Origin of the sequence: Nocardia iowensis (genome assembly GCF_019222765.1) — a bacterium.
Classification (GTDB): domain Bacteria; phylum Actinomycetota; class Actinomycetes; order Mycobacteriales; family Mycobacteriaceae; genus Nocardia; species Nocardia iowensis.
In genome coordinates this window covers 4,270,433-4,290,882 of sequence record NZ_CP078145.1, presented here as the reverse complement: position 1 = coordinate 4,290,882, position 20,450 = coordinate 4,270,433, and the positions used below count along the sequence as shown (strand labels likewise).

The 20,450-nt window shown below is 67.8% G+C and carries 18 protein-coding genes; 14 read left to right on the top strand and 4 right to left on the bottom strand.

Annotated features, from left to right (window positions below; translation table 11 throughout):
• The first annotated feature begins 379 nt into the window (after positions 1–379).
• From KV110_RS19755 to KV110_RS19740, 4 genes are read left to right on the top strand one after another with little or no spacing between them, the layout of a single operon-like run.
• A complete protein-coding gene (locus KV110_RS19755) occupies positions 380–1,666 on the top strand; it encodes a class I SAM-dependent methyltransferase (RefSeq protein ID WP_218477846.1) in 1,287 nt (428 codons plus the stop codon).
• Positions 1,663–2,439, top strand: a complete 777-nt coding sequence (locus KV110_RS19750; protein ID WP_218477844.1) for a glycosyltransferase family protein — start codon at positions 1,663–1,665, stop codon at positions 2,437–2,439. Before KV110_RS19755 ends, KV110_RS19750 begins: the two co-directional genes overlap by 4 nt.
• Positions 2,436–3,086 carry a PIG-L deacetylase family protein gene (locus KV110_RS19745; RefSeq protein ID WP_218477842.1) on the top strand — a complete coding sequence of 217 codons (651 nt, stop codon included), beginning with the start codon at positions 2,436–2,438 and terminating at the stop codon, positions 3,084–3,086. The genes KV110_RS19750 and KV110_RS19745 overlap by 4 nt, the downstream gene beginning before the upstream one ends.
• 2 nt (positions 3,087–3,088) lie before the next feature.
• Entirely contained in the window at positions 3,089–4,135 is a 1,047-nt protein-coding gene (locus KV110_RS19740) for an NAD-dependent epimerase/dehydratase family protein (protein WP_218477840.1), read from the top strand.
• Positions 4,136–4,148: 13 nt separating this feature from the next.
• Here the strand turns inward: KV110_RS19740 and rfbC are convergent, their stop codons facing one another.
• On the bottom strand, positions 4,149–4,700 hold the full coding sequence (rfbC, locus tag KV110_RS19735) for a dTDP-4-dehydrorhamnose 3,5-epimerase (RefSeq protein ID WP_218477837.1): 552 nt from the start codon (positions 4,698–4,700) through the stop codon (positions 4,149–4,151).
• A 55-nt stretch (positions 4,701–4,755) separates the two neighbouring features.
• Here rfbC and KV110_RS19730 point away from each other — a divergent pair, with 55 nt between their 5' ends.
• The gene (locus tag KV110_RS19730) at positions 4,756–5,868 is read left to right on the top strand and encodes a class I SAM-dependent methyltransferase (RefSeq protein ID WP_246634647.1); all 1,113 of its coding nucleotides are present in this window, start codon (positions 4,756–4,758) and stop codon (positions 5,866–5,868) included.
• A 115-nt stretch (positions 5,869–5,983) separates the two neighbouring features.
• Positions 5,984–6,622, top strand: coding sequence for an MspA family porin (locus KV110_RS19725; protein ID WP_218477833.1), 639 nt, complete (start codon positions 5,984–5,986; stop codon positions 6,620–6,622).
• 87 nt (positions 6,623–6,709) lie between these two features.
• On the opposite strand, the gene KV110_RS19720 is transcribed toward KV110_RS19725, so the two are convergent.
• The 3 genes from KV110_RS19720 to KV110_RS19710 all read right to left on the bottom strand — a co-directional run bounded on the left by KV110_RS19720 (position 6,710) and on the right by KV110_RS19710 (position 9,756).
• On the bottom strand, positions 6,710–7,549 hold the full coding sequence (locus KV110_RS19720; RefSeq protein WP_218477831.1) for a glycosyltransferase family 2 protein: 840 nt from the start codon (positions 7,547–7,549) through the stop codon (positions 6,710–6,712).
• A gap of 3 nt (positions 7,550–7,552) precedes the next feature.
• Positions 7,553–8,935, bottom strand: coding sequence for a polysaccharide pyruvyl transferase family protein (locus KV110_RS19715; RefSeq protein ID WP_218477828.1), 1,383 nt, complete (start codon positions 8,933–8,935; stop codon positions 7,553–7,555).
• A 125-nt stretch (positions 8,936–9,060) separates the two neighbouring features.
• Positions 9,061–9,756, bottom strand: coding sequence for a TetR/AcrR family transcriptional regulator (locus tag KV110_RS19710; RefSeq protein ID WP_218477826.1), 696 nt, complete (start codon positions 9,754–9,756; stop codon positions 9,061–9,063).
• Positions 9,757–9,857: 101 nt separating this feature from the next.
• On the opposite strand from KV110_RS19710, the gene KV110_RS19705 reads away from it, so the two are divergent.
• The 8 genes from KV110_RS19705 (at position 9,858) to KV110_RS19670 (ending at position 20,446) form a co-directional block, all read left to right on the top strand.
• The gene (locus KV110_RS19705; RefSeq protein ID WP_246634646.1) at positions 9,858–11,663 is read left to right on the top strand and encodes a hydroxysqualene dehydroxylase; all 1,806 of its coding nucleotides are present in this window, start codon (positions 9,858–9,860) and stop codon (positions 11,661–11,663) included.
• Positions 11,664–11,812: 149 nt separating this feature from the next.
• Positions 11,813–12,883 carry a glycosyltransferase family 4 protein gene (locus tag KV110_RS19700; RefSeq protein ID WP_218478654.1) on the top strand — a complete coding sequence of 357 codons (1,071 nt, stop codon included), beginning with the start codon at positions 11,813–11,815 and terminating at the stop codon, positions 12,881–12,883.
• Positions 12,880–14,061 carry a glycosyltransferase family 4 protein gene (locus KV110_RS19695; protein ID WP_218477824.1) on the top strand — a complete coding sequence of 394 codons (1,182 nt, stop codon included), beginning with the start codon at positions 12,880–12,882 and terminating at the stop codon, positions 14,059–14,061. The genes KV110_RS19700 and KV110_RS19695 overlap by 4 nt, the downstream gene beginning before the upstream one ends.
• Positions 14,054–15,424: a lipopolysaccharide biosynthesis protein gene (locus tag KV110_RS19690; protein WP_218477821.1), complete on the top strand. Its 1,371-nt coding sequence runs from the start codon at positions 14,054–14,056 to the stop codon at positions 15,422–15,424. The genes KV110_RS19695 and KV110_RS19690 overlap by 8 nt, the downstream gene beginning before the upstream one ends.
• Positions 15,421–16,425 carry a CgeB family protein gene (locus KV110_RS19685; protein ID WP_218477820.1) on the top strand — a complete coding sequence of 335 codons (1,005 nt, stop codon included), beginning with the start codon at positions 15,421–15,423 and terminating at the stop codon, positions 16,423–16,425. The genes KV110_RS19690 and KV110_RS19685 overlap by 4 nt, the downstream gene beginning before the upstream one ends.
• A 9-nt stretch (positions 16,426–16,434) precedes the next feature.
• The gene (locus tag KV110_RS19680; protein WP_218477818.1) at positions 16,435–17,817 is read left to right on the top strand and encodes a hypothetical protein; all 1,383 of its coding nucleotides are present in this window, start codon (positions 16,435–16,437) and stop codon (positions 17,815–17,817) included.
• Entirely contained in the window at positions 17,808–19,091 is a 1,284-nt protein-coding gene (locus KV110_RS19675; protein ID WP_218477817.1) for a GNVR domain-containing protein, read from the top strand. The genes KV110_RS19680 and KV110_RS19675 overlap by 10 nt, the downstream gene beginning before the upstream one ends.
• On the top strand, positions 19,088–20,446 hold the full coding sequence (locus tag KV110_RS19670) for a glycoside hydrolase family 55 protein (protein ID WP_218477816.1): 1,359 nt from the start codon (positions 19,088–19,090) through the stop codon (positions 20,444–20,446). The genes KV110_RS19675 and KV110_RS19670 overlap by 4 nt, the downstream gene beginning before the upstream one ends.
• Positions 20,447–20,450: the final 4 nt, after the last annotated feature.

Sequence of the window (20,450 nt, the reverse complement as noted above, 5' to 3'; positions counted from 1 at the left end):
AGATTGTTACAGAACACAATCCGTTTCACATATCGAATCACCAGGGCCACAAAGTGTTCCACGCGGTAGCCAACAGGGGGGCGGTCGGTTTTCCGCCCCGGTATGTTTTGCCCGTCCATCGCCATATGAGCCCAGGTCGCGCGGCTTCGCTACCGTCAGGCGAATTCGTCTCCCCGAGTGGAAACCACTAAGCCCTCCGATAGCCGCCGGTAAGCTACCTGCCGGAAACGGTGGAGAATTATCGGAATTTACTTCCCGACCAGCCGATTTCGCCAGCGACACGCGGCACTTTCGTTGTAACGTCTCACTGCATCGAGTCGACTTCAGGGGTGCGCCGGCAATGCGCCGGGGGTACGACTCTCAGCAGAAGGTGGGCTTCGTGCGATGTCGACTGTGTGATTCCGAGCGATTGACGAGCGTTCTCGACTTGGGTGCGACGCCGCCGTGCGAGAAGTTCCTCGCGCGCGAGGAACTCGATCTACCGGAATCAACCTACCCGCTGCACCTTCGGCTGTGCGCGGAGTGTCTGCTGCTGCAAATTCCGGCGTTGATCACCCCGGCGGAAACGTTCACCGAGTACGCGTATTTCTCGTCGTACTCCGACAGCTGGGTGCGGCACGCGCAAACCTTTGTCGCCCGAGCTATCGACCGGCTCGCCCTCGGCCCCGACTCGTTCGTCGTCGAAGTGGCCAGCAACGACGGCTACCTGCTGCGGCACGTGGTGGCAGCGGGCATCCCCTGCCTCGGCGTCGAACCGTCGGTGAACGTCGGCAACGCCGCACGTGCGGCCGGAGTGCCCACCGAAACGACCTTCCTCGACGAGGAATCCGCCGCGAAGATCCGCAGACAACAGCGACCGGCGGATCTGGTGGTGGCCAACAATGTCTACGCCCACGTCCCCGACCTGCGCGGCTTCACCAGAGCGCTGCGGACGCTGATGGCCGATGACGGCTGGCTGTCCATCGAGGTGCACCACGCGCTGAACCTGCTGCGCCTCGGCCAATTCGACACGATCTACCACGAGCACTTCCAGTACTACACCGTGCACTCCGCCCAGCGGGCACTGGCGACGGCGGACCTGTCGGTCGTCGACGTCGAACTGCTGGACACCCACGGCGGCTCACTGCGGTTGTGGGCCAGGCCCGCCCGCGTCGGCGCCGTGCCGAGCGATCGCGTCACCGAAGTTCTCCGGCTGGAACAGGAGGCGGGCCTGCACCGCGCCGAGGGCTACGCGCAGCTGCGGACGCGCACCGAGGCGGTCCGGCACGACCTGCTGCGATTCCTGCTCGATCAGCGCGCCGCAGGCAACCGCGTCGTCGGCTACGGCGCGCCGGGCAAGGGCAACACCTTGCTCAACTACTGCGGCATCCGCACCGACCTGCTCGAATACACGGTGGACCGAAATCCGTACAAGCACGGACGATTCACGCCGGGTACCAGGATCCCGATCCACCCGCCCGAACGGATCGACCAGGATCGGCCCGATGTCGTGCTGGTACTGCCGTGGAATCTCGAAGCCGAGATCACCGAGCAACTTCGCCATATCGCCGCGTGGGGTGGCGAATTGTTCTATCCACTTCCGGCACTGCACCGTGCCGATCTCACCGATCACAACGACGTGAACAGCACTCGATATTCGGAAATGACAGGGAGGGGAGCACGATGAAGGTTGTGCTGTTCTGTGGCGGGTACGGCATGCGGATGCGTGATGGCACCGATGACATGATCCCGAAACCAATGCAACTGGTCGGTCCGCGACCGCTGCTCTGGCACGTGATGCGCTACTACGCGCACTACGGGCACAAGGAATTCATCCTGTGCCTCGGCTACGGCGGCCTGCACATCAAGAACTTCTTCCTCACCTATCAGGAATCGGTGTCGAACGACTTCGTCATCCGGGACGGCCGGGTGGAAATGCTGCGCTCCGACATCAGCGATTGGAAGATCACATTCGTCGACACCGGCCTGGAATCGGCCATCGGCGAGCGCCTGCGCCGGGTGCGCGAATATGTCGCCGACGACGAGCACTTTCTCGCCAACTACGCCGACGTGCTCACCGACGCGCCACTGGACCACATGATCGAGAAATTCGGCGCTTCCGGCGCCGCGGCCTCGATGATGGTGGTGCCGCCGCAGTCGTCGTTCCACTGCGTCGACATGAAGCCGACCGGCGAGGTCAAGGAGATCATGCCGGTATCGCGAATGCCGTTGTGGGAGAACGGCGGCTACTTCGTACTCAGCCAGGAGATCTTCGACCTGCTGCCGCCGGGCGGCGATCTGGTCGCGGACGCCTGCGGCACGCTGGCCGGGCAGGGACGGCTGTTCGGCTATCAGCACCTGGGCTTCTGGAAGCCCGCCGATACCTTCAAGGAGCGGGCCGAACTCGACGCGGGCTACCAATCGGGCGCCCGGCCCTGGATGGTCTGGGAGCACGCGTGATCCGGCTGACCGTCGGGGCGGTTGCCGAGATCGCCGTCCTCGGCGCGCACTGCGACGACATCGCCATCGGCATGGGCGGCACACTCCTGACGCTCGCTCGTGGGTACCCGGGACTGCGGGTGCGCGCCCTGGTGCTGTCCGGCGGCGGTACCGCACGGGCGGACGAGGAAACCCTTGCGCTGGACGCGTTCTGCCCCGGCGCGGCGATCGACCTCACCGTGCTCGACCTGCCCGACGGCCGAGCACCCGCGCACTGGGATCGAATCAAGCACGAACTCAACATGTTTCGGGGTAGCGCCCAGCCCGACCTCGTCTTCGCGCCGCAACGCGGCGACGCGCATCAGGACCATCGGGTGCTCGCCGAGCTGGTCACTACCGAATTCCGGGATCACCTGGTGCTCGGCTACGAAATTCTCAAGTGGGAGACCGATACCCCCGCCCCCAGCGTGTTCCATCGGCTCACTCCGGCACTCGCCGAGGAGAAGGCGAGGCTGCTGCTGAAGCACTATCCGTCCCAGGCACACCGGGACTGGTTCGACGAGCAGGCGTTCACCGCGCTGACCAGGCTGCGCGGCGTGCAATGTCATACCGGGCACGCCGAAGCATTCGTGCTCGACAAGGCTGTCATCGATTTCGGAGGTTCGTAGCCATGCGGGTACTGCTCACCGGACATCAGGGGTACCTCGGCACCGTCATGGTGCCGGTGCTGCGCGCCAACGCGCACGACGTCGTCGGCCTCGATGCCGGGTTCTTCGCCGACTGCGTGCTCGGCGACCTGCCCGGCGATCCGCCGGGGCTGACCATGGACCTGCGCGACGTCACCGTCGACCACTTGCGCGGCTTCGACGCGGTGATCCATCTCGCCGCGCTGTCGAACGACCCACTCGGCGCGCTGGCCCCCGAAATCACCTATGCCATCAACCATCACGCCTCGGTCCGGCTGGCCCGGCTCGCCAAAGAGGCCGGGGTGCGGCGATTCCTGTATGCCTCCACCTGTTCGGTCTACGGCGCCGCGGGCGCGGACCTGGTCACCGAGGACGCGCCGCTGCGCCCCATCACCCCGTACGCGGAGAGCAAAGTACGCGTCGAGGACGACGTGGCCGCCCTCGCCGACTCCGGCTTCTCCCCCGTATTCCTGCGCAACGCAACGGCATTCGGCTTCTCACCACGGTTACGCGCCGACATCGTGCTGAACAATCTTGTCGGCTACGCCACGTTGACCGGTGAGGTGAAGGTGCTCTCCGACGGGACACCGTGGCGGCCACTGGTGCACGCTCGCGATATCGCCTGGGCCTTCGCCAACTGCCTCACGGCTCCGCCCGCGGCGATTCACTCCCGCGCCTTCAATATCGGCACCGAGGCCAACAACCTCACCGTCGCCGATATCGCCCGCGCGGTGGTGGCGGCGGTACCCGGCTCCCGGCTGAACATCACCGGCGAGAGCGGCGCCGACCCGCGGTCCTACCGGGTCGATTTCTCGGCCGCCCGCGCCGCGATCGGGTTTCGCGCGCTGTGGACCGTGCAGGCCGGAGCGGATGAGCTGTTCCAGGAATACACCGCCCGCGGCCTCACCTACGACGACTTCTTCCAGAAGTTCACCCGGCTGCCGCGGCTGGAAAAGCTGCGCGACACCGGAGTTCTCGATGGTTCGATGCGCCGGAGACAGACCGGACCAGCACGTGTCCCGGTCACCTAGGCACCGGCCACCGTCACAGCGCCGCGAGCAGTTGCCGCCAGCTCCCCGCGGCGGCATCGCGTGCCGATACCACGGTGACCGGCAGCGGCCAGGCGATGGCCAGGTCGGGATCGTCGTAGGCGACCCCGATGTCCTCGGCGGGGTCGTGCGGGCGGTCGATGCGGTAGCAGACGTCCGCGGTCGCGGTGAGCGCCTGGAAGCCGTGCAGAAATCCGGGCGGCACGTAGAGGTGCCGGAACGTCTCGTCGTCGAGCCGGAACGCCTGCTGCCGGCCGAAGGTCGGCGAGCCGCGCCGAATGTCGACCAGCACGTCGTACACCGCACCGTGCGCACAGCGCACCAGCTTCGCTTCGCCGCGCCCGATCCGGCCGTGCAGGCCGCGGATCACGCCCCCGGCCGACCGGGATTGCGAATCCTGCTGGAACGCGGCCGCCGCACCCGGCATGTCGAGGTAGGTGTCGAACTCCACCGCATCGAATGTCCTGGTGAACAAGCCGCGTTCGTCGCGGTACGGGTCCGGCACCAGCACAAGGACATCGGCGAGCTCCGTCTGCTCGATGCGCACTCAGCCATGGTGCCACGCCGATCCGCGTCTTCGGCCGTCAACGGAAGAGCCCGCCGTGGTTCCGCCGAGTAGCGGGTACCGCTGTCGAGGTTGCCACGGCACCGAACTGGCCCCGGTGCTCGATCTCGGCCTGGTGCCCGCCGCCGACTACTTTCCGCTCGCCAGCACGCCGGTGGGCCTCGCCGAGACCGCCCACCCGCTGCGGATGGATCTGTGCGCGCACTGCGGTCTCGCACAGCTGGCCGAGGACGACACCCGCACCGAAGAGCCGCGTGGCATCGAACCGGCCGCGCTGCGCGAACAGGCCGCGGCCGCCGTCGCCAAGGTCGCGGAATCCGGCCTGCTACGCGGAAAGACCGTGCGCGAGTTCGGCAGTCCGCACGGCGGCACCTGGCTGCCGCTGCTGACCGAGCGCGGCTACCTCCCCACCGGTGACGTCGCCGACGTGGTGCTGGACTGTTTCGGCCTGATGCACGAGCCCGATCAGCGGGCGGCCTTCGCCGAACGGGCCGCGGCCACCGCGCCGGACGGTCTGCTCTTGATCCAATTCCATTCGCTGGCCACCATCGTTGCCACCGGCCAGTGGAATGCGCTGCGGCACGGCCACTTTGCCTATTACTCGCTGTCCGCGCTCGCTCGGCTACTGGAACGCGCGGGCATGAGCATCACCACCGCGTGGCGGTTCGACCTGTACGGGGGCACCGTGCTCGTCGCCGCGCGCCACGGCACGCATCGACCCGATGCCGCGACATACGAAATCCGGCGGCAGGAGGACCGATACACCGAGCCCGCTGCCGTTCGCCGCTTGCAGCAGGCCGCCGACGGGCACGCCGAAGCGTTGCGGCGCTGGCTCACCCGGCATGCGATACAGGGCGACCGGGTCTACGCGTACGGCGCGGCATCGCGCGCGGTGGCGCTGTTCAGTCTGGCGGGCGTCGACCGCGGACTGATCACGGCCGTTGCCGACGCGGCGCCGGCCAAGCAGGGCCACCGGATGCCCGGCACCGATGTGCCTATCATCGCGCCAGGCGAACTCGTCGCCGCCCGACCGGATCTCGTGCTGCTGACGCTGCCCGATCTGCTGCCGGAGGTCCGCGCCCGCTATCCGGAGCTCGACGGTTGCTGGATCGTCGACAACCCGGCCGACTCGACCGTGCGGGGAGGATGATTTGCCTCGAATTCGCTGTCCCCCAACGGGTTTGTTGTTCGATTGCGCAATGGCTTGTTATGACATGATTCGTTACCGAGCTCGGCCAGGTGTGTGTGCAAAAGGGGAAAACCAGATGAGGGACATTACGCAGCAATGCGGCCGAGGCATCCGCCTGTTCGCGATCGCAACGATCGTGACATCGGGGCTGGTCTTCGGCACCGGCGCCGCGGGAGCGGTCGTCGACAGCAGTAACCAGATCATCGATCAGCAGGATCGCTCGATCGAGGCGATCCAATCCGACACTCGTATCGACTTCGTGCCGCCGCTGGACGGAAATCCGTTGACGCGCGAGTGGTTTCACAATGGCGAGGCCGCATACCGGGTCGCCGGGCCGAACGCCGGCGACTGGCGCGGGCACATCACCATCGGCTATCAGGTCGGCTACCCCGCGACGCTGAGCGGGAAGTTGAAGTTCAACTACTCGACCCCCGGTCTGGGGGTGGATCTCGGCGGCGGCGACGGCGCGATCCTCAAGCTGGACGGTTTGATTCCCCGGGCGGGTGTCGAAATCGAGGTCGGCTTCGGCCCCGGTATCCAGACGGTGGAATGCGCTGGTGGCGACATCTCCGGCGCGGCGGGATTCCTCCGGATGTCCGGCTTCCACGGCACCGTCACCGGTGTGGTCGGGCAGACCACGATTCGGCCGTTCGTCAAGGTGGTCAGTTCCAGCGGTGACGCGGTGTACACCTACGGACGACTTTGGACGATCTGAGATAGCCGTTCGGTCTTCCTGGTGACCGCCGGGACCGAGTTCCGTCGCGACTCGGTTCCGGCGTTCGCCGCTTCGCCGAGCAGTACTTCAGACCAGCAGATCCGGCCGATTCCGTACGGTGGCCACCGTGCGAACCCGCAAGCGGTGCAACGCCGCTCGGGCCAGCCGGGTGTCACCCGCGAGCACGTCGCCACGGCTCACCAGGTGCGGATAGTCGCCCGCGATGCGGTGGTGGAAGCGGTACATGTCGGTCAGCTTGCTCACCGTCGAGGTGCGGCTGCACAGGTTGAACGACGAATTGCGCCAGGCGGCCAGGATTTCGGTCATCCCGAAGAACTCCCCGAACGACGAGACCCTGGCGAATAGGTCGACGTCCATCGGAAACACCAGGTCGCCACGCAACCCGCCGACCAGATCGAAGTGCTTGCGATAGAACATCGCTGCCGCGGTCGGCCCGAAGTCGGCGGGCCCCCGCCGCACGATGACCCGTGCCAGCGCCCGCGCGGACTGCCTGCCGAGCAATCCGGCCAGGCCGAGCCCGGTCTCGAGCACTGCGCCGTCCTCGTCGATCACTTCGAACCGGCTCGACGAGATGGCGATGGACGGGTCGCCGGTCATCACCGCGAGTTGCGCGGCCAGCGCACCCGGGCGCAGCACATCGTCGGCGCAGACGACCTTCACCAGGTCACCGGTGGACGCGCGGATCGCCTTGTTCCAGTTGTCCCCGATCGGCAGCACGGTGTCGTTGCGCAGCACCCGGAGCCGCGGATCGTCGAAGGAGTACGCGATGGCGCCGGTCTCGTCGGTACTGGCGTTGTCCAGCACGACGAGTTCGAAATCCACGTCCTGGTCGAGCACCGAGCGCAGTGTCGTGGCCAGCGTGCGTTCCGAGTTATACGCCGGTACGCAAACCGACAGTGTCGTCATCAGTTATCCCCCTCGGTGATGACCCGGGCGCACCGGGCCGCTTTCCACCAGCCGGAAGACCCGTTCGAGCCCGGCCCTGCTGGCGTCGATCTGTTCGACCGCCTTCTGCTGCAAAGCATCTCGCACCGAGGGGGCCTCGTCCCACAGGTCGCGCACCGCGTCGGTCAGCGTCTGATCCAACGCCGGGTCGTCGAGGTGCACGATCCGCAGCCCGGTGCCGAACATCTGGGCCAGCCCGTGGAACTTGTCGTCGTAATACTCCGAGGCGGTGATGCCGACCGCCGGAATACCTTGGGACAGTGCGAAAACCGCGAGATGGTAGGCGCTGGTGACCAGTACCCGGCAGCCCGCGACCTGCCTGGCGACATCGTGTGGGGTGCCGCCACGGCCGACGGCGGGCCGAGCACCGCTCGCACCCGCAAGCAGCGGCAGCGTGGAAAGCCGGTCCTCGGAGGCGTATTCGGAGATGATCAGCGGCACCACACCCGCGCCGAGCTGCCCGGCGCAGGCGCGGACCACCCGGCCCAGCGTCGCCTGCGCGGCCGCACTGACCCGCGAGTAGTCGGCGATCCGCAGGCACAATCCGATATCCGCGCCGATCTTGGCCTGCCGCAGGCGATAGCTGAATTCGACCGCGTCGTCACCGGTGACCAGCACCCGCTCGGGCGCGACACCCAACCGCGCCAGCAGTTCCGGGCCGCGCCGTCCTTCGCGCAGCGCCAGGAAGCCGACGCCCGGCAGTACTTCGCTCGCGCGGCGCAGCAGAGCCGGATCGCGCAGCGGACCGACTCCCTGCCCGACCAGCGCCGTCGGAATGCCGAGCGATCGGGCGTGTTCGAGCAGGTTCAACGTGCGGTGTGCCTGATAGCGGTCGATATCGGTCATGTACCCGCCGCCGAGCGCGAGCACCAGGGATGCCTGTTCGACGGCGGCCGGGATCTCCACCGGAAATTCGGTGTCTTCGGGCACCGTGACGTGTTCGGTGATACCTGGTCCGGCGGCCCGCCGCCGGGCCGCCGCGGAGCGGAGCGCCCGTAGCCGGTCCTTCGGTCCGTCCGTCGCCGCCCGCCAGCGCAATGCGGCAGGTCCGACCAATCGTGTTCCCGCCGTGCGGGAGAGCCGGCCGTGCCAGCCGTCCGGACGCCAATTCCAGTCCGGTCCGCAGAGCGGTTCCGCCTCGGGCAGCATTGCCTGCAGGATGCCGGGCTGATGGGTGAGGACCCCGATCCGCGCACGCGGCCACCGGGCGCGCAGTCGCTCGACCGTCACGGCCATCATCGCGATATCGCCGCGATTGCGCAGCCAGTATTCGCCGTTTTCGACCAGCACTCGGATATCGCCCTCGGCGATACCGGCTCGCTCGGCCGCGGAACCCTGGGTCCCCACTGTGCATGTCCTCCCGCCAGTCCCCCGCGGGTCGGTTCGTGCCGAGCACGAACTCGTTGTGAAATCTACCTCACGCTATGCATCGCGGCTACCGACCGGAGAGTTAACCGAGAGCGACGAGCGCGTCAGTCCGTAGTGCCGGAGCCGACTTCGGAGCGACCGGCTTGTTCGGTTATCCGGCCGGTGTAGAGCGCGGCCAGCGACGCACCGGCGAATGCCGTGCAATAGTCCACCAACTCGGCCATCGGCACGTCCAGCCGCCCGCCCTGCTTCTCCACCAGCACGCGCTCGAGCATGCCGACGACCGACAGCGCATAGATGTCCACCAGTACCGCGGGTGGCCGTGCTTCGGGGCGGGCGGCGGTAGCGGTCTCGGCCACCAACCTGGCGAACCGCCACAATGCCTCCCGCATGCGGTGTTCCGCGCCCGCCCCGGTGGGTTCGACGAAGATGATCCGGAGTTTGCGCGGATCCTCGGCTAGTGCGGTGAGGTACGTGCCGATGCCCGCGTGCAGCTTGCGGGTTCCTCGCGGCGGTTCGCCGTCGACCGCGACAGCGACCGCCTCGAACAGTTCGTCGATGACACGGTCGAACACGGCGGCGAACAGTTCCTTGGTGCCGCCGAAGGATTCGTAGAAGTACCGGTCGGTGAGTCCCGCGGTCCGGCACAGGTCCTTGACCCCGGTCGCCGCGTAGCCCCGCGTGCCGAACAGTTCCAGACCCGAGTCGAGCAGCTTGCCGCGCCGCGCCGCGACCCGATCGGCCGCATCGATCCCGCCGTAGGGCCGCACCGGTCGTCGCTGCTTGGGAGCGCTGCTCATCGCTGGTCCTTCCTCGTCATCTCCGCATTGTCTCCCATCGCGAGCGTCCATCTGCTAAATATGACGATCAGAATCGTCAGATTTGCGAACGGGGTCGTGCAGTGACAGCTCAATATCGGGACACCGCGGTCAGCAGGCGGTTGGTACTGCGTGGTGCGGCGGGTTTGGCCGGGGCCGCCGGTTTGGCGGCGACCGCGGGCCCGGCGGCTGCGCAGGTCGGTCGCAGGCGAAACGGCCCGCCCCGCAACAGCGTCGCGGTGCTCGGCGCCGGGATCGGCGGACTCACCGCGGCCCATGAGCTCGCCGAACGGGGTTTCGAGGTGACCGTCTTCGACCGCAAGGAGCTCGGCGGCAAGTCGCGCACTATCCCACTGCCGGGAACGGGGATCGGTGGCCGCGCACCGCTACCCGGTGAGCACGGCGCCCGCGGCTTCACCTCGTTCTATCACCACGTGCACGACACCATGCGCCGCATTCCGCTACCGGGGACGCGGAACACGGTCCGCGACAACCTGATTCCGTTCTCGGTCAACGACCCGCGCTATCCACGGGCCGGGAATCTGCCGGACGGATTCCCGCTCATGTTCGGGTTCTATTTCGATCCGCAGCAGGCCCGCACGCCGGAGGGGTTGCAGCGCATCCTGATCGAGGTGTTCTTGAAGAACAACCTCATCCCGCTACCCGAGGCGATCCACATGGCCGGACGGGTCGTCACCTACCTGACCTCCAGCGAAGAGCGCCGATTCGGGCAGTGGGAACACGTCAGCTGGTGGGACTTCGTCGGCGCCGCGACCCGGTCCACGCAGTTCCAGGCCTTGGCCGCAACGGGTTTGACGCGCGCCCTCGTCGCGGCGAAGGAATACGTCGCCAGCACCCGGACGATGGGCAACATGATGGAGGGCTTCTTCATCGCGTTGCTGCAAGAGCTCACCGGCGGCCCGAAGGTCTACGAGGTGCTCAACGGCCCGACCAACGAGGCATGGCTGGATCCGTGGATCGCGCTGCTGCGCGATAGGGGCGTCCGATTCCTACCCGGCCACGCGCTGGACGGCTTCGTGGTGGACGGCAACCGGATCGGCGGCGCACGCATCCGTCAGCCGGACGGCGCGACCCGCCTTCATCAGGCCGACTGGTACGTCTGCGCGGTACCGACGGACCGCGCCCGACGCCTGTGGTCGCCCGAAATTCGCGGTCTCGATCCCCAGCTGGCGCGAATGGACGAGCTCACCCTCGACTGGATGAACGGCATGCAGATGTTCGTCACCGAGAAGCTGGAACTCGGTGCGGGATACAACATCTACCTCGACGCGCCATGGCGGCTGACCACGTACTCGCAGCGCGCGTTCTGGGACGTCGACTACGCCGCGAAATACGGCGACGGCACCATCGTCGACGGTCTGACCATCGACATCGCCGACTGGGACACCCCTGGCATCCTGTTCGGCAAGACCGCCAAACACTGCACGCGCGAGGAGATCTACCAGGAGACCTGGGCGCAGCTGACCGCCGCGTTGAACGACGACGGCCGAATCCAGCTGAAGGACGGCATCGTCCGGGACTGGCTGCTCGACCCCGGCATCAGCTGGCAGCACGGCCAGAACCAGAACGATGAACCATTGCTGGTCAACACCATCGGCTCCTGGGCGGCGCGGCCGACCGCACACACCGAGATCCCCAACCTGTTCCTCGCCGCCGACTACGTGCGGACCAACTTCGACCTGGCCACCATGGAGGGCGCCAACGAGGCGGGCCGTGCGGCGGTCAACGCGCTGCTGGACGCCGCGGGCTCCCCCGCCGCGCGGGTCCAATTGTTCACCCGCGATTCGATTCCCGCGTTCGAACCGCTGCGGCAGCTGGACGCCGCGCGTTACCGGACCGGGCAGCCGAATCTCTTCGATCTCGGTTGACCCGTCGATTGCTCGCCGACTGCCCGCCCAGCAAGGGCTGGTCCCCTAGACTTTTGCGGGAGCGACGAGTTCACCGACAGCGGCTCGTCCACCATCACCGCCAGTAGGGGGCATGGGTGACGGGAGGTACCGAGATAGTCCGGGTGCACATGACGGGATCCGAGTGGTTCGCGTCCGCGCCGGGTGGGCTCAATCGGTATTTCACCGAACTGTTCCACGCCCTCGCCGGGCAGCCGGGGGTCGAGGTGTCAGCGGCGGCCTTCGGCGGGGCATCCCCGGCGGTGCCGGGTGCCCGATCCTGGGGTGGGCTGGGCGGATCCACCCTGCGCCGCGCGAGCACGGCGTTCCTCGATCGCACCGAACTGCACCGCGGCACCGTGCTCGACCGGCACTTCTGCCTGTATGGCCCCGCCGCCATCGATCGGCGTGGACGGCTGCCGCTGGTCGTCCATTTTCATGGGCCGTGGGCCGCCGAAAGCAGGCTCACCGGGCAGAGCGCGATCGCGGTGCGTGCCAAGTATGCGCTCGAACGGCTGCGTTACCTCGGCGCGGACCGATTCGTGGTGCTGTCCAACCACTTTCGCGAGGTACTTTATACCGACTACCGGGTTCCGCTCGACCGGATCGCGGTCATCGCGCCAGGCGTCGACCTGAATCGCTTTTCCGCCGCACCGATTCGAGAGCAATCGGAGACCAGGACGGTGCTGTGTGTTCGCAGACTCGAACGCCGCATGGGCATCGACACCCTGCTGCGCGCCTGGCCCGGTGTGCTCGCCGAGCATCCCACTACTCGGCTGGTCATCGTCGGCACCGGCACAGCGGAAACCGAATTACGCGCCGCCGCAACGTCACTGGGGACCTCGGTCGAGTTCGCCGGGCACGTCGACGATCAGCGCCTTACCGAACTCTACGAACAGGCCGAGCTGACCGTTGTGCCGACCACCGCCCTCGAAGGGTTCGGCTTGATCGCGCTCGAATCGCTGGCGGCGGGCCGCGCACCGATCGTCACCGACTGCGGCGGCCTACCGGATTCGGTGCTCGGGCTCGACCCTTCGCTCATCGTGCCCGCCCGCGACGCCGACGCACTCGGCGCGCGCATCGTCACCGCCCTGCACGGCACCGTGCCCACCCCCGAACAATGCCGGGCGCACGCGGAAACATTCTCCTGGGATGTGACAGCGCGGCGGCATCTCGCGATGTACCGGGAAATCAGGCAATGACGAAAGCACTGTTTCTCGCGCACACCGCGGCGCCGTCCGGCGCCGAACTCGCCACGCTCCGGCTCGTCGCGGCACTGCACGACCAGGGGCTGCTGGATGTCGGCATGGTCTACACCGAGGACGGACCCATGGTCGAACGCATGCGCGCACGCGGAGTCGAAACCCGGGTGCTGCGCGGCCGATTCGACAGCCGGGCGATGACCATCGGCGCCGGCCCGCTGCGCCTGGTCGCCGGGTTCCTCGGGCTCCTCCGGCTCGGCTGGGCCCTCGGCGCCACCGCCCGGGAGCTCGGCGCGAATATCGTGGTGGCGGAAAGTAGCAAGGCGCTGGTGATGGGCGCGGTAGCCGCACGCCGCGCGCGCGTTCCGCTGGTTTGGCAGGTGCACGATCGGCTCGCCGTCGACTACTTCGGGCGGTTGCCCACCCTGGTGCTGCGCTTGCTGGGGCGACTCGTCAGCCGCGGCTACCTCGCGAACAGCCGAACCACCCTGAGCACCTTGCCGGTCGGACGCAGGCGCGCGCTGGTGGCCTACCCGGGCGTCGAACTCGGCACCGACGCGCCGCGTCCCGGCCAGCGCCCGCCCGCCGACACGGTGGTCACCGTGGTCGGCCGGTTGGCACCTTGGAAGGGCCAGGACGTGCTGCTGCGCGCGGTCGCCGCGGCGAAAGTGCGCCCACGCCAAGTATTTCTGATCGGGGGAACCTTCTTCGACGAAGAGCCGTACCGCGCCGAACTCGAACGTCTCGCGCGTGATTTGGCACTACCGGTGACCTTCACCGGGCACGTCGACGACCCCACCGAATTCCTTCGCGACACCGACATCCTGGTACACAGCTCGGTACTCCCCGAACCCTTCGGCCAGGTCGTGGTGGAAGGGATGCACGCGGGCTGCGCCGTAATCGCCGCCGTACCAGGGGGTCCCGCGGAGATCGTCGAGCCGGGCGTCAACGGTTTGCTGGTCGACGGCGGAAATCAAGACCAACTCACCGCCGCGTTGGACACCCTCATCGGCGACGCCGCGCTGCGCACCCGGCTGGCCGCGGCGGCTCGCCTGCGCGCCAAGGACTTCGACATCACCGAAACGGCGCGCACGGTCGCCGCCTTCCTCAACGACATCGCACAACGCAACGGCGCTGCGGGCACACCACATTCACCGGAGAGAGCCCCGCATGGCTGAGCACGCAGCGCCGGACCCCGACCGGCCGCACACCCCCGGCGGCGCGCATCGGCGAACCCCCCAGCGCCGCCACGGATTCCTCGCGGTGCTCCGCGATATCGGCTACGTCAGCTTCGGCAAGTACGGGCAGTACGTCGTCACCATCGTGACCGTGCCCCTGATCGCCCGCGTGCTCGGCGCACACGGTCTCGGCCTGCTCGCGATCGGCATGTCGGCGTACTTCATCGGCTCACTGCTCGTCGATCTCGGCATCACCTCGTACCTGGCCGCACGGGTGCACGACGCGAAAGCCCCCGAACTCGGCAGCGACCGCTTCCGGCACATCAACCAATTGCGCGGCGACTACCTGGTCATCCGCGCGGGCACACTCGGCCTTCTCGGTGCCGGGCTCGGACTCAGCTACGCGGCCGGTGCGCCGGCGCACCTGGAGATGATCCTGCTCGGGCTGTTCGCGGGCGGCTTCTGGTCGGTGTCGGAGGACTGGCTGCTCATCGGGCAGGGCCGGTTCGGCGCCTCGACCGCCTATCAGGCGGTCGGGCGGATCGGTTACCTGGTGTTGCTCGTGGCGGTACTGCCTCGAATGCCCAGTGCCCAGGTCGCCGTGTTGTGCCTGCTCGTCTCGTCCATCCCTACCGTCGTGCTCACCTGGTGGGATTCGCTGCGCACCTTCGGACCGCCGACCCGGCCGCGCGGTGCGTGGACCATCTTGCGTACCGGCGCACCGGTTTTCACCTCGCGGCTGTTGGTGACGACGTATGGGCAAGGCGCGGCGGCGGTGTACTCGGGCGTGCTGGACGCGGTGTCACTCGGCCTGTACTCCGCCAGTGACCGATTGGTGCGGGCGATCCAATCCACCCTCGACCCCATCGGTTTCGCGCTGCTCCCCCGGATGGCACGCAAGAGCGCCGACGACAACTTCTGGCGGCACGCCCTGCAGGCACTGTTCGCCTGCGCCTGCACCGCGACGGTGGCGGCCGCCGCGGTATGGCTCGCGGCGCCCACGCTGATCCACCTGGTGTTCGGCGAGGATTTCACCGCCGCGATCGCCCTGCTGCGGGTGGAGACCTTCATCTTGCCCGCGACGGCGATCACCTCGTTCGTCACCACGGCCGTGCTTCCGGTGCGCCAGGACACCACCGGCGTGCTGATCGGCGCGATCCTCGGCACCTGCGTGGCGGCCACCGCACTCGCCATCGCGTTCCGCACGCACTCGGTGTGGACGCTGGTCTACGGCACCGTCGTCGTCGAATTCACCGTCGCCGTCTGGTATCTGCTTCGGATCCGCACGCTGATCAACCGGGAGCGGGTAACGCCCGCCAGCGGTCCCGCGATTGTGCTGATGCGGGAGGAGGGCGGGACATGAGGATTCTCTACCTCGGTGACGACTGGGTCGGCAGCAACGCGCACTCGCTCGCCGACGGGTTCCGGCAGGCCGGGCACGACGTGGTCGTCATCGACACCACTCGGGTCACCTTGCCGCCCAGACTTTCCGCACCATGGGTGTACGCCAAAATCGCGCGACGCCGAGCGCCATGGAATGTCGCCGCCCTGCACGCCGAGATCGATCGCGCCGCCGCCGAGTTCCGGCCGGATCTGCTGTTCGTGTTCAAGGGCGTTCACCTCGATCAGCGCAGGCTGCTCGACCTCCCCGCGCGGGTACGGGTGCACTACAGCGCCGACGATGTCCTGAACCCCGCGAACATCAGCGCGGAATACCTTGCGCACGAACCGGAATGGGACCTCGTCGTCACCACCAAACGTCACAACGTCGCCGAGTTGCGCGACCGGGGCGCCCGCGCGGTCACCTTCGTGCGCAGCGCCTACGACCCGGCCTGGCATCACCCCACCGCGCGCCGCGGGACCCGGCAGTTCCTGGTCGGTTTCATCGGCGTGTGCCGTCCGGACCGGCGGGCCGACCTGGTCGGGCTGGCCCGCGTCCACGGCTCCCGCATGCTGGTGCGCGGTCCCGGTTGGCGGCGAGTGCCCGAACTGCGCACCACCGGAGCCGAAGTGGGTGGGGCCGTGTACGGCGAGCGGTATTCCGAGGTGGTCGCCGGCGTCACGGCCAATCTGGTGCTGCTCAACTCCGACAACCGCGACACCCACACCTGCCGCACCTTCGAAGTGCCCGCCGCCGGTGGACTTTTCGTCGGCGAACGCACCGACGAACATGCCGAGCTGTTGCAGGACACCAGCGAATGCTTTCTGTTCTCCGGCACCGACGAGCTGTCCGACATTCTCGACCGGTGCGCGGCGCATCCCGACAAGGCTGCCGCCGTGGCCGAGGCCGGGTACCAGCGGATTGCCAACGGCAAGCACCGCTACGTCGACCGGGCGCGGGAGATCATCCATGCGATCAGCTGAGCCCGGGTCATGAACCCCATCAACGAGGTGCTGCTGATCGCCCTCGCGCTCGCCACGATCGTGGTCGCGGCCACCACGATGCCCGGCGTCGCGCGGGTGTTCCTGATCGCGCAGGCGGCGTTCTGGTCGCTGTCCTATCTGGCGCGACCGCTGGTCCTGCTGTGGGTGCGACCGGAACCGCGCTACGGGGACAACGTCCCGGATCCGCGGCTGGCCGAGTTCGGCTACGACCGCGGCATCGCGCTGGTGCTCGAGCACGTCGCGTTCGGCCTGTGGGTGTACGCGGGATTTGTTGTCGCCTATGCCCTTTGGGTCAGGCGGCGGCCACGCGCCGAACTGCCCGCGCTCAGCGGTGACCCAGATTTCGTGGCGACGCTCGCCGCTATGTACGGGGTCGGCCTGTTCGGCCGTGCCGCGTCGATCGCCACCGGAACCGTCGGCGGTGCGGGCGAGGTCGACAGCGCCAATCCCATCCTGTCCTTCGTCGCCATCCTGGCGACCATCTCGGCCCTCGGGCTGATCATCTTCGTCCGGCCCAGCCGTCCCGCGACCACTGTGCTGATCATCGGCGGGTTGCTCCTCGGCGAGCTGGCCTGGACCGCGGTGGTCGAATCGAAGACACCGATCATCGGGGCCGCGCTCGCCGTCGCCATCCGCTTCGCGATCCTCGGGTGGACCAGGACGAAGGCAGTATCCGTCGCGGCCATCGCGGTGCTCGGCATCGGCGGGTTCGGCTGGTTACAGTCGTTGAAGCAGACCGAGTACGCGAAAGCCGAAGCAGCGCTGACCGATTCGAGCTATCCGCCGCTGATCCAACCGTTCCTGAGCATCCTGCGCCGGTTCGACCTGCTCGAGGCGGCGACCGACGCCTACTACCACGGGCCCGGCTTCTGGCTGACACCTGCCGAGGCGCTGCGAAACGCCGTGACCAGCCTGGTCCCCAGCCAGCTGCTCGGCACCGCCAAGTTCCAGTCCGGCACCGCGTGGGCCCAGGAGGTGCGCGGCGCCTCGGTCGACATGACCAAGGTGTCGGTATCGCTCGCCGAGGGCAACCTCAACGAAGGGTATGTGCTCGGCGGCTATCCGGGGGTGGCCGTCTGCGCCGGGTTCACCTTCCTCCTGCTGCTCGCCTGGGGCAAGGCCCTCTATTCGCGCTACTACCCGGTGGTGGTGCTCGGGCTCGCGATGACCGGCTCCTCGGCACTGTTCGAACGCGGAATCCTGGGCAGCATGGAGAATCTCGGCAAATTTCTGCAAGCCGCCGTGCTCGGTTGGCTCATCTCGTTGCTGGTGCGCGAGTACCGGCGACGCACCAGACCGCAGCCGCCGCCGGTCACCGAACCTGTCCTAGCCGGGGCTACCACCGAAAAGAAAGCGTCCCCATGGGATTGATCGATTATTGGCAGATCGCGCGCCGGCGCTGGATCATCATCGCCGCGGTGGTGGTGCTGTGCCTGGCCGGCGCATTCGGCTACCTGAGCACGCTCCCGACCACGTACGTCGCCTCCAGCAGCATGTACGTGTCGATGGCGACCGGAACGTCGGTCAACGATTCCTACCAGGGCGGGCTGGCCGCTCAGCAGCGGGTCCGCTCGTACCTCGACCTGGCCACCAGCGCCACCGTCGCCAAGCGCGTGATCGACGAACTCGGGCTGGAGATGTCCGTCGCCGAGGTACAGGGCCGGATCAAGGCGTTCTCGCCGCCCGCGACGACCAACATCATCGTCACCGTCCAGACCTCGACCGCCGAGGGTGCGCGCGATCTGGCCAACGCCGTAGTGGCCCAATTCCGCCGTCTCATCGACGAATTGGAGACCATCCAACGCGATGCCGCACCGGCGGCCCGGGTCACCGTGGTCGACCGCGCCGAAGTGCCCGCCGCACCGAGCGGACCGCAGGGGAAACGCATCCTGGCCCTCGGTCTGCTGGCCGGACTCGCCCTCGGCTGCGCGGCCGCCTTCGTCCGCGACCGCACCGACCGCACCCTGCGCACCTCCACCGACCTGGAAGCCGCGTTGCCGGTGCCGATCCTCGGCATCATCGACGCGGGACGGCCCGGCGCCGCCGACGAGACCCGCAGGCTGCGCACCCGGCTGCTGCGCGACGGCGAGGCCAGAACCGTCCTGTTGACCAGCCTTTCATCCCGATCGGAACCGGAAGTCGCGGTGGCACTGGCGAAGTCGTTCGCCGACACCGGCAGCAAGGTGGTCCTCATCGACGCCGATACCTCGGGCAACGGCAGCTCGAGCGCCGTCGCGCCGAACCAGAGCGCCGGTCTCGCCGCGGTGTTGCGCGGCGCCGCGCCGGTGCCCGAGGCGCTCACCGCATGGTCGCAGCACGGCATCACGGTCCTGCCCCTGGGCAACGCCGACGACCAGACACCCGATCTGCTCGCCTCGGACCGGTTCGCCACGGTCCTCGAGAAACTGCGCACCGACTATGACCACGTCCTGGTGCAGACCGCCCCGGTGACGCGGGCCGCCGACGCCATCGCCCTGGCTCCGCTCTGTACGCAGACCATCGGCGTCGTGCTGCTCGGCAGCACCAGCGCCCCGCAATTGCGCGGTGCGCTGGCCACATTCGGCGACAACAAGCTGACCGGCGCGGTAGCGTACAGCAAGCCGGGCAACCGGCTGCAGCGACTCAGCGGGAGGCTGCGGCTATGAGCGATGATGCGGTCGGCAGGCGAAGCATGCTCGCCGCAGCACTCGGCGCCGTCGGCGCGGTGCCGGTCCTGGCAGGGTGCGGCTCCTCCGAGAGTCCAGGCATCGAATTCCGTTCCCCGCACGTCAGCGACGCACCGGCTGCCCGCAATGTCCGTGATTTCGGCGCCGTCGGCGACGGGGTCGCCGACGATACGGCGGCGATCGCGGCGGCGGCCGCTGTCGCGGGCGCTCCGCTGGTGATGTATCTGCCCGCGGGCCACTACCGGGTGACGGCATGGCCCGAACTCGGCGACTACGCGACGATCCTCGGCGACGGCGCCGATATCAGCGTGGTGAGCTGTGAAGCCGACACCACGCTCATCACGCTGCACAAGCGCAACCGGGTACGGTTCGCCCGGATCGGCTTCTACCTGGCCGGGCCGAAGTCGACGGCGTTCGTGTTGTCCGAATGCTTCCGCTGCTCGTTCGATTCGGTGGTGATCCGCGGCAACCACCTCAGCGACAACCATCCGCGCTATCTCGAGCAGCGCGGTGTGGTGCTGGAGGGCAATACCGGCGGCACCGCATTCCTCAACTGCGATATCAACAATTTCGGCTACGGCATCGTCACCTCCTGCATCCAGAACTACGTGACCTCGTCCAAGCTCACCAGCAACTTCATCGGAGTGCTCGGCACCGGCAACGACCACAACGCCGGATTGGCGCTCACCAACGTCGAATTCGTGTCCGACGCCGACCCGCGCACCACCGACAAACACATCGTCATCGATGGTGCGGCGAACGATTGGTGGCTCACCAACATCTGGTTCGAGGGGGCCGACATCGCGCTGTCCGTCGGCCGGGCCGAGCGCGGCGGGCCCGCGCAATTCGGCATGATCAACTGCAAGGTCGCGGCGCGCACGGTCGGCATCGACCTGATCTATTGCCGCCAGCCGTATCTCGCCAACGTGCAGTTCGACAAGGATCTGGACCGTCCGCCCATCGAGCTGCGGATCGATCCGACCGGTTGTCCCGAGGGTACGGCGGTGAACCTGATCTCCACGGCGGCAGACGATCTCAATGCCGCGGTATTTCCGGAACGATGGCACGTGCTCAATCGCACCAGCATGCACGCGCCCTCGTTCACCGGAACCATCGTGGCCAAAGCGGGACGCGGCGATGCCGATGTCTTCCAGGCGCAAGCACCCGACGGTGCGCTGCGCTCCGCCGTACTGGCCAGCGGCACCTGGCTTTCCGAGCACACCGAGGGGGGAATCGTCCTCAAGGACTCGTCGGGCACCTATTGGCGGCTGTCCGTCTCCACCGAGGGCGTGCTCAAGACCATGTCGCTCGGCAAACAACGACCGCGCGAGTAGGCAC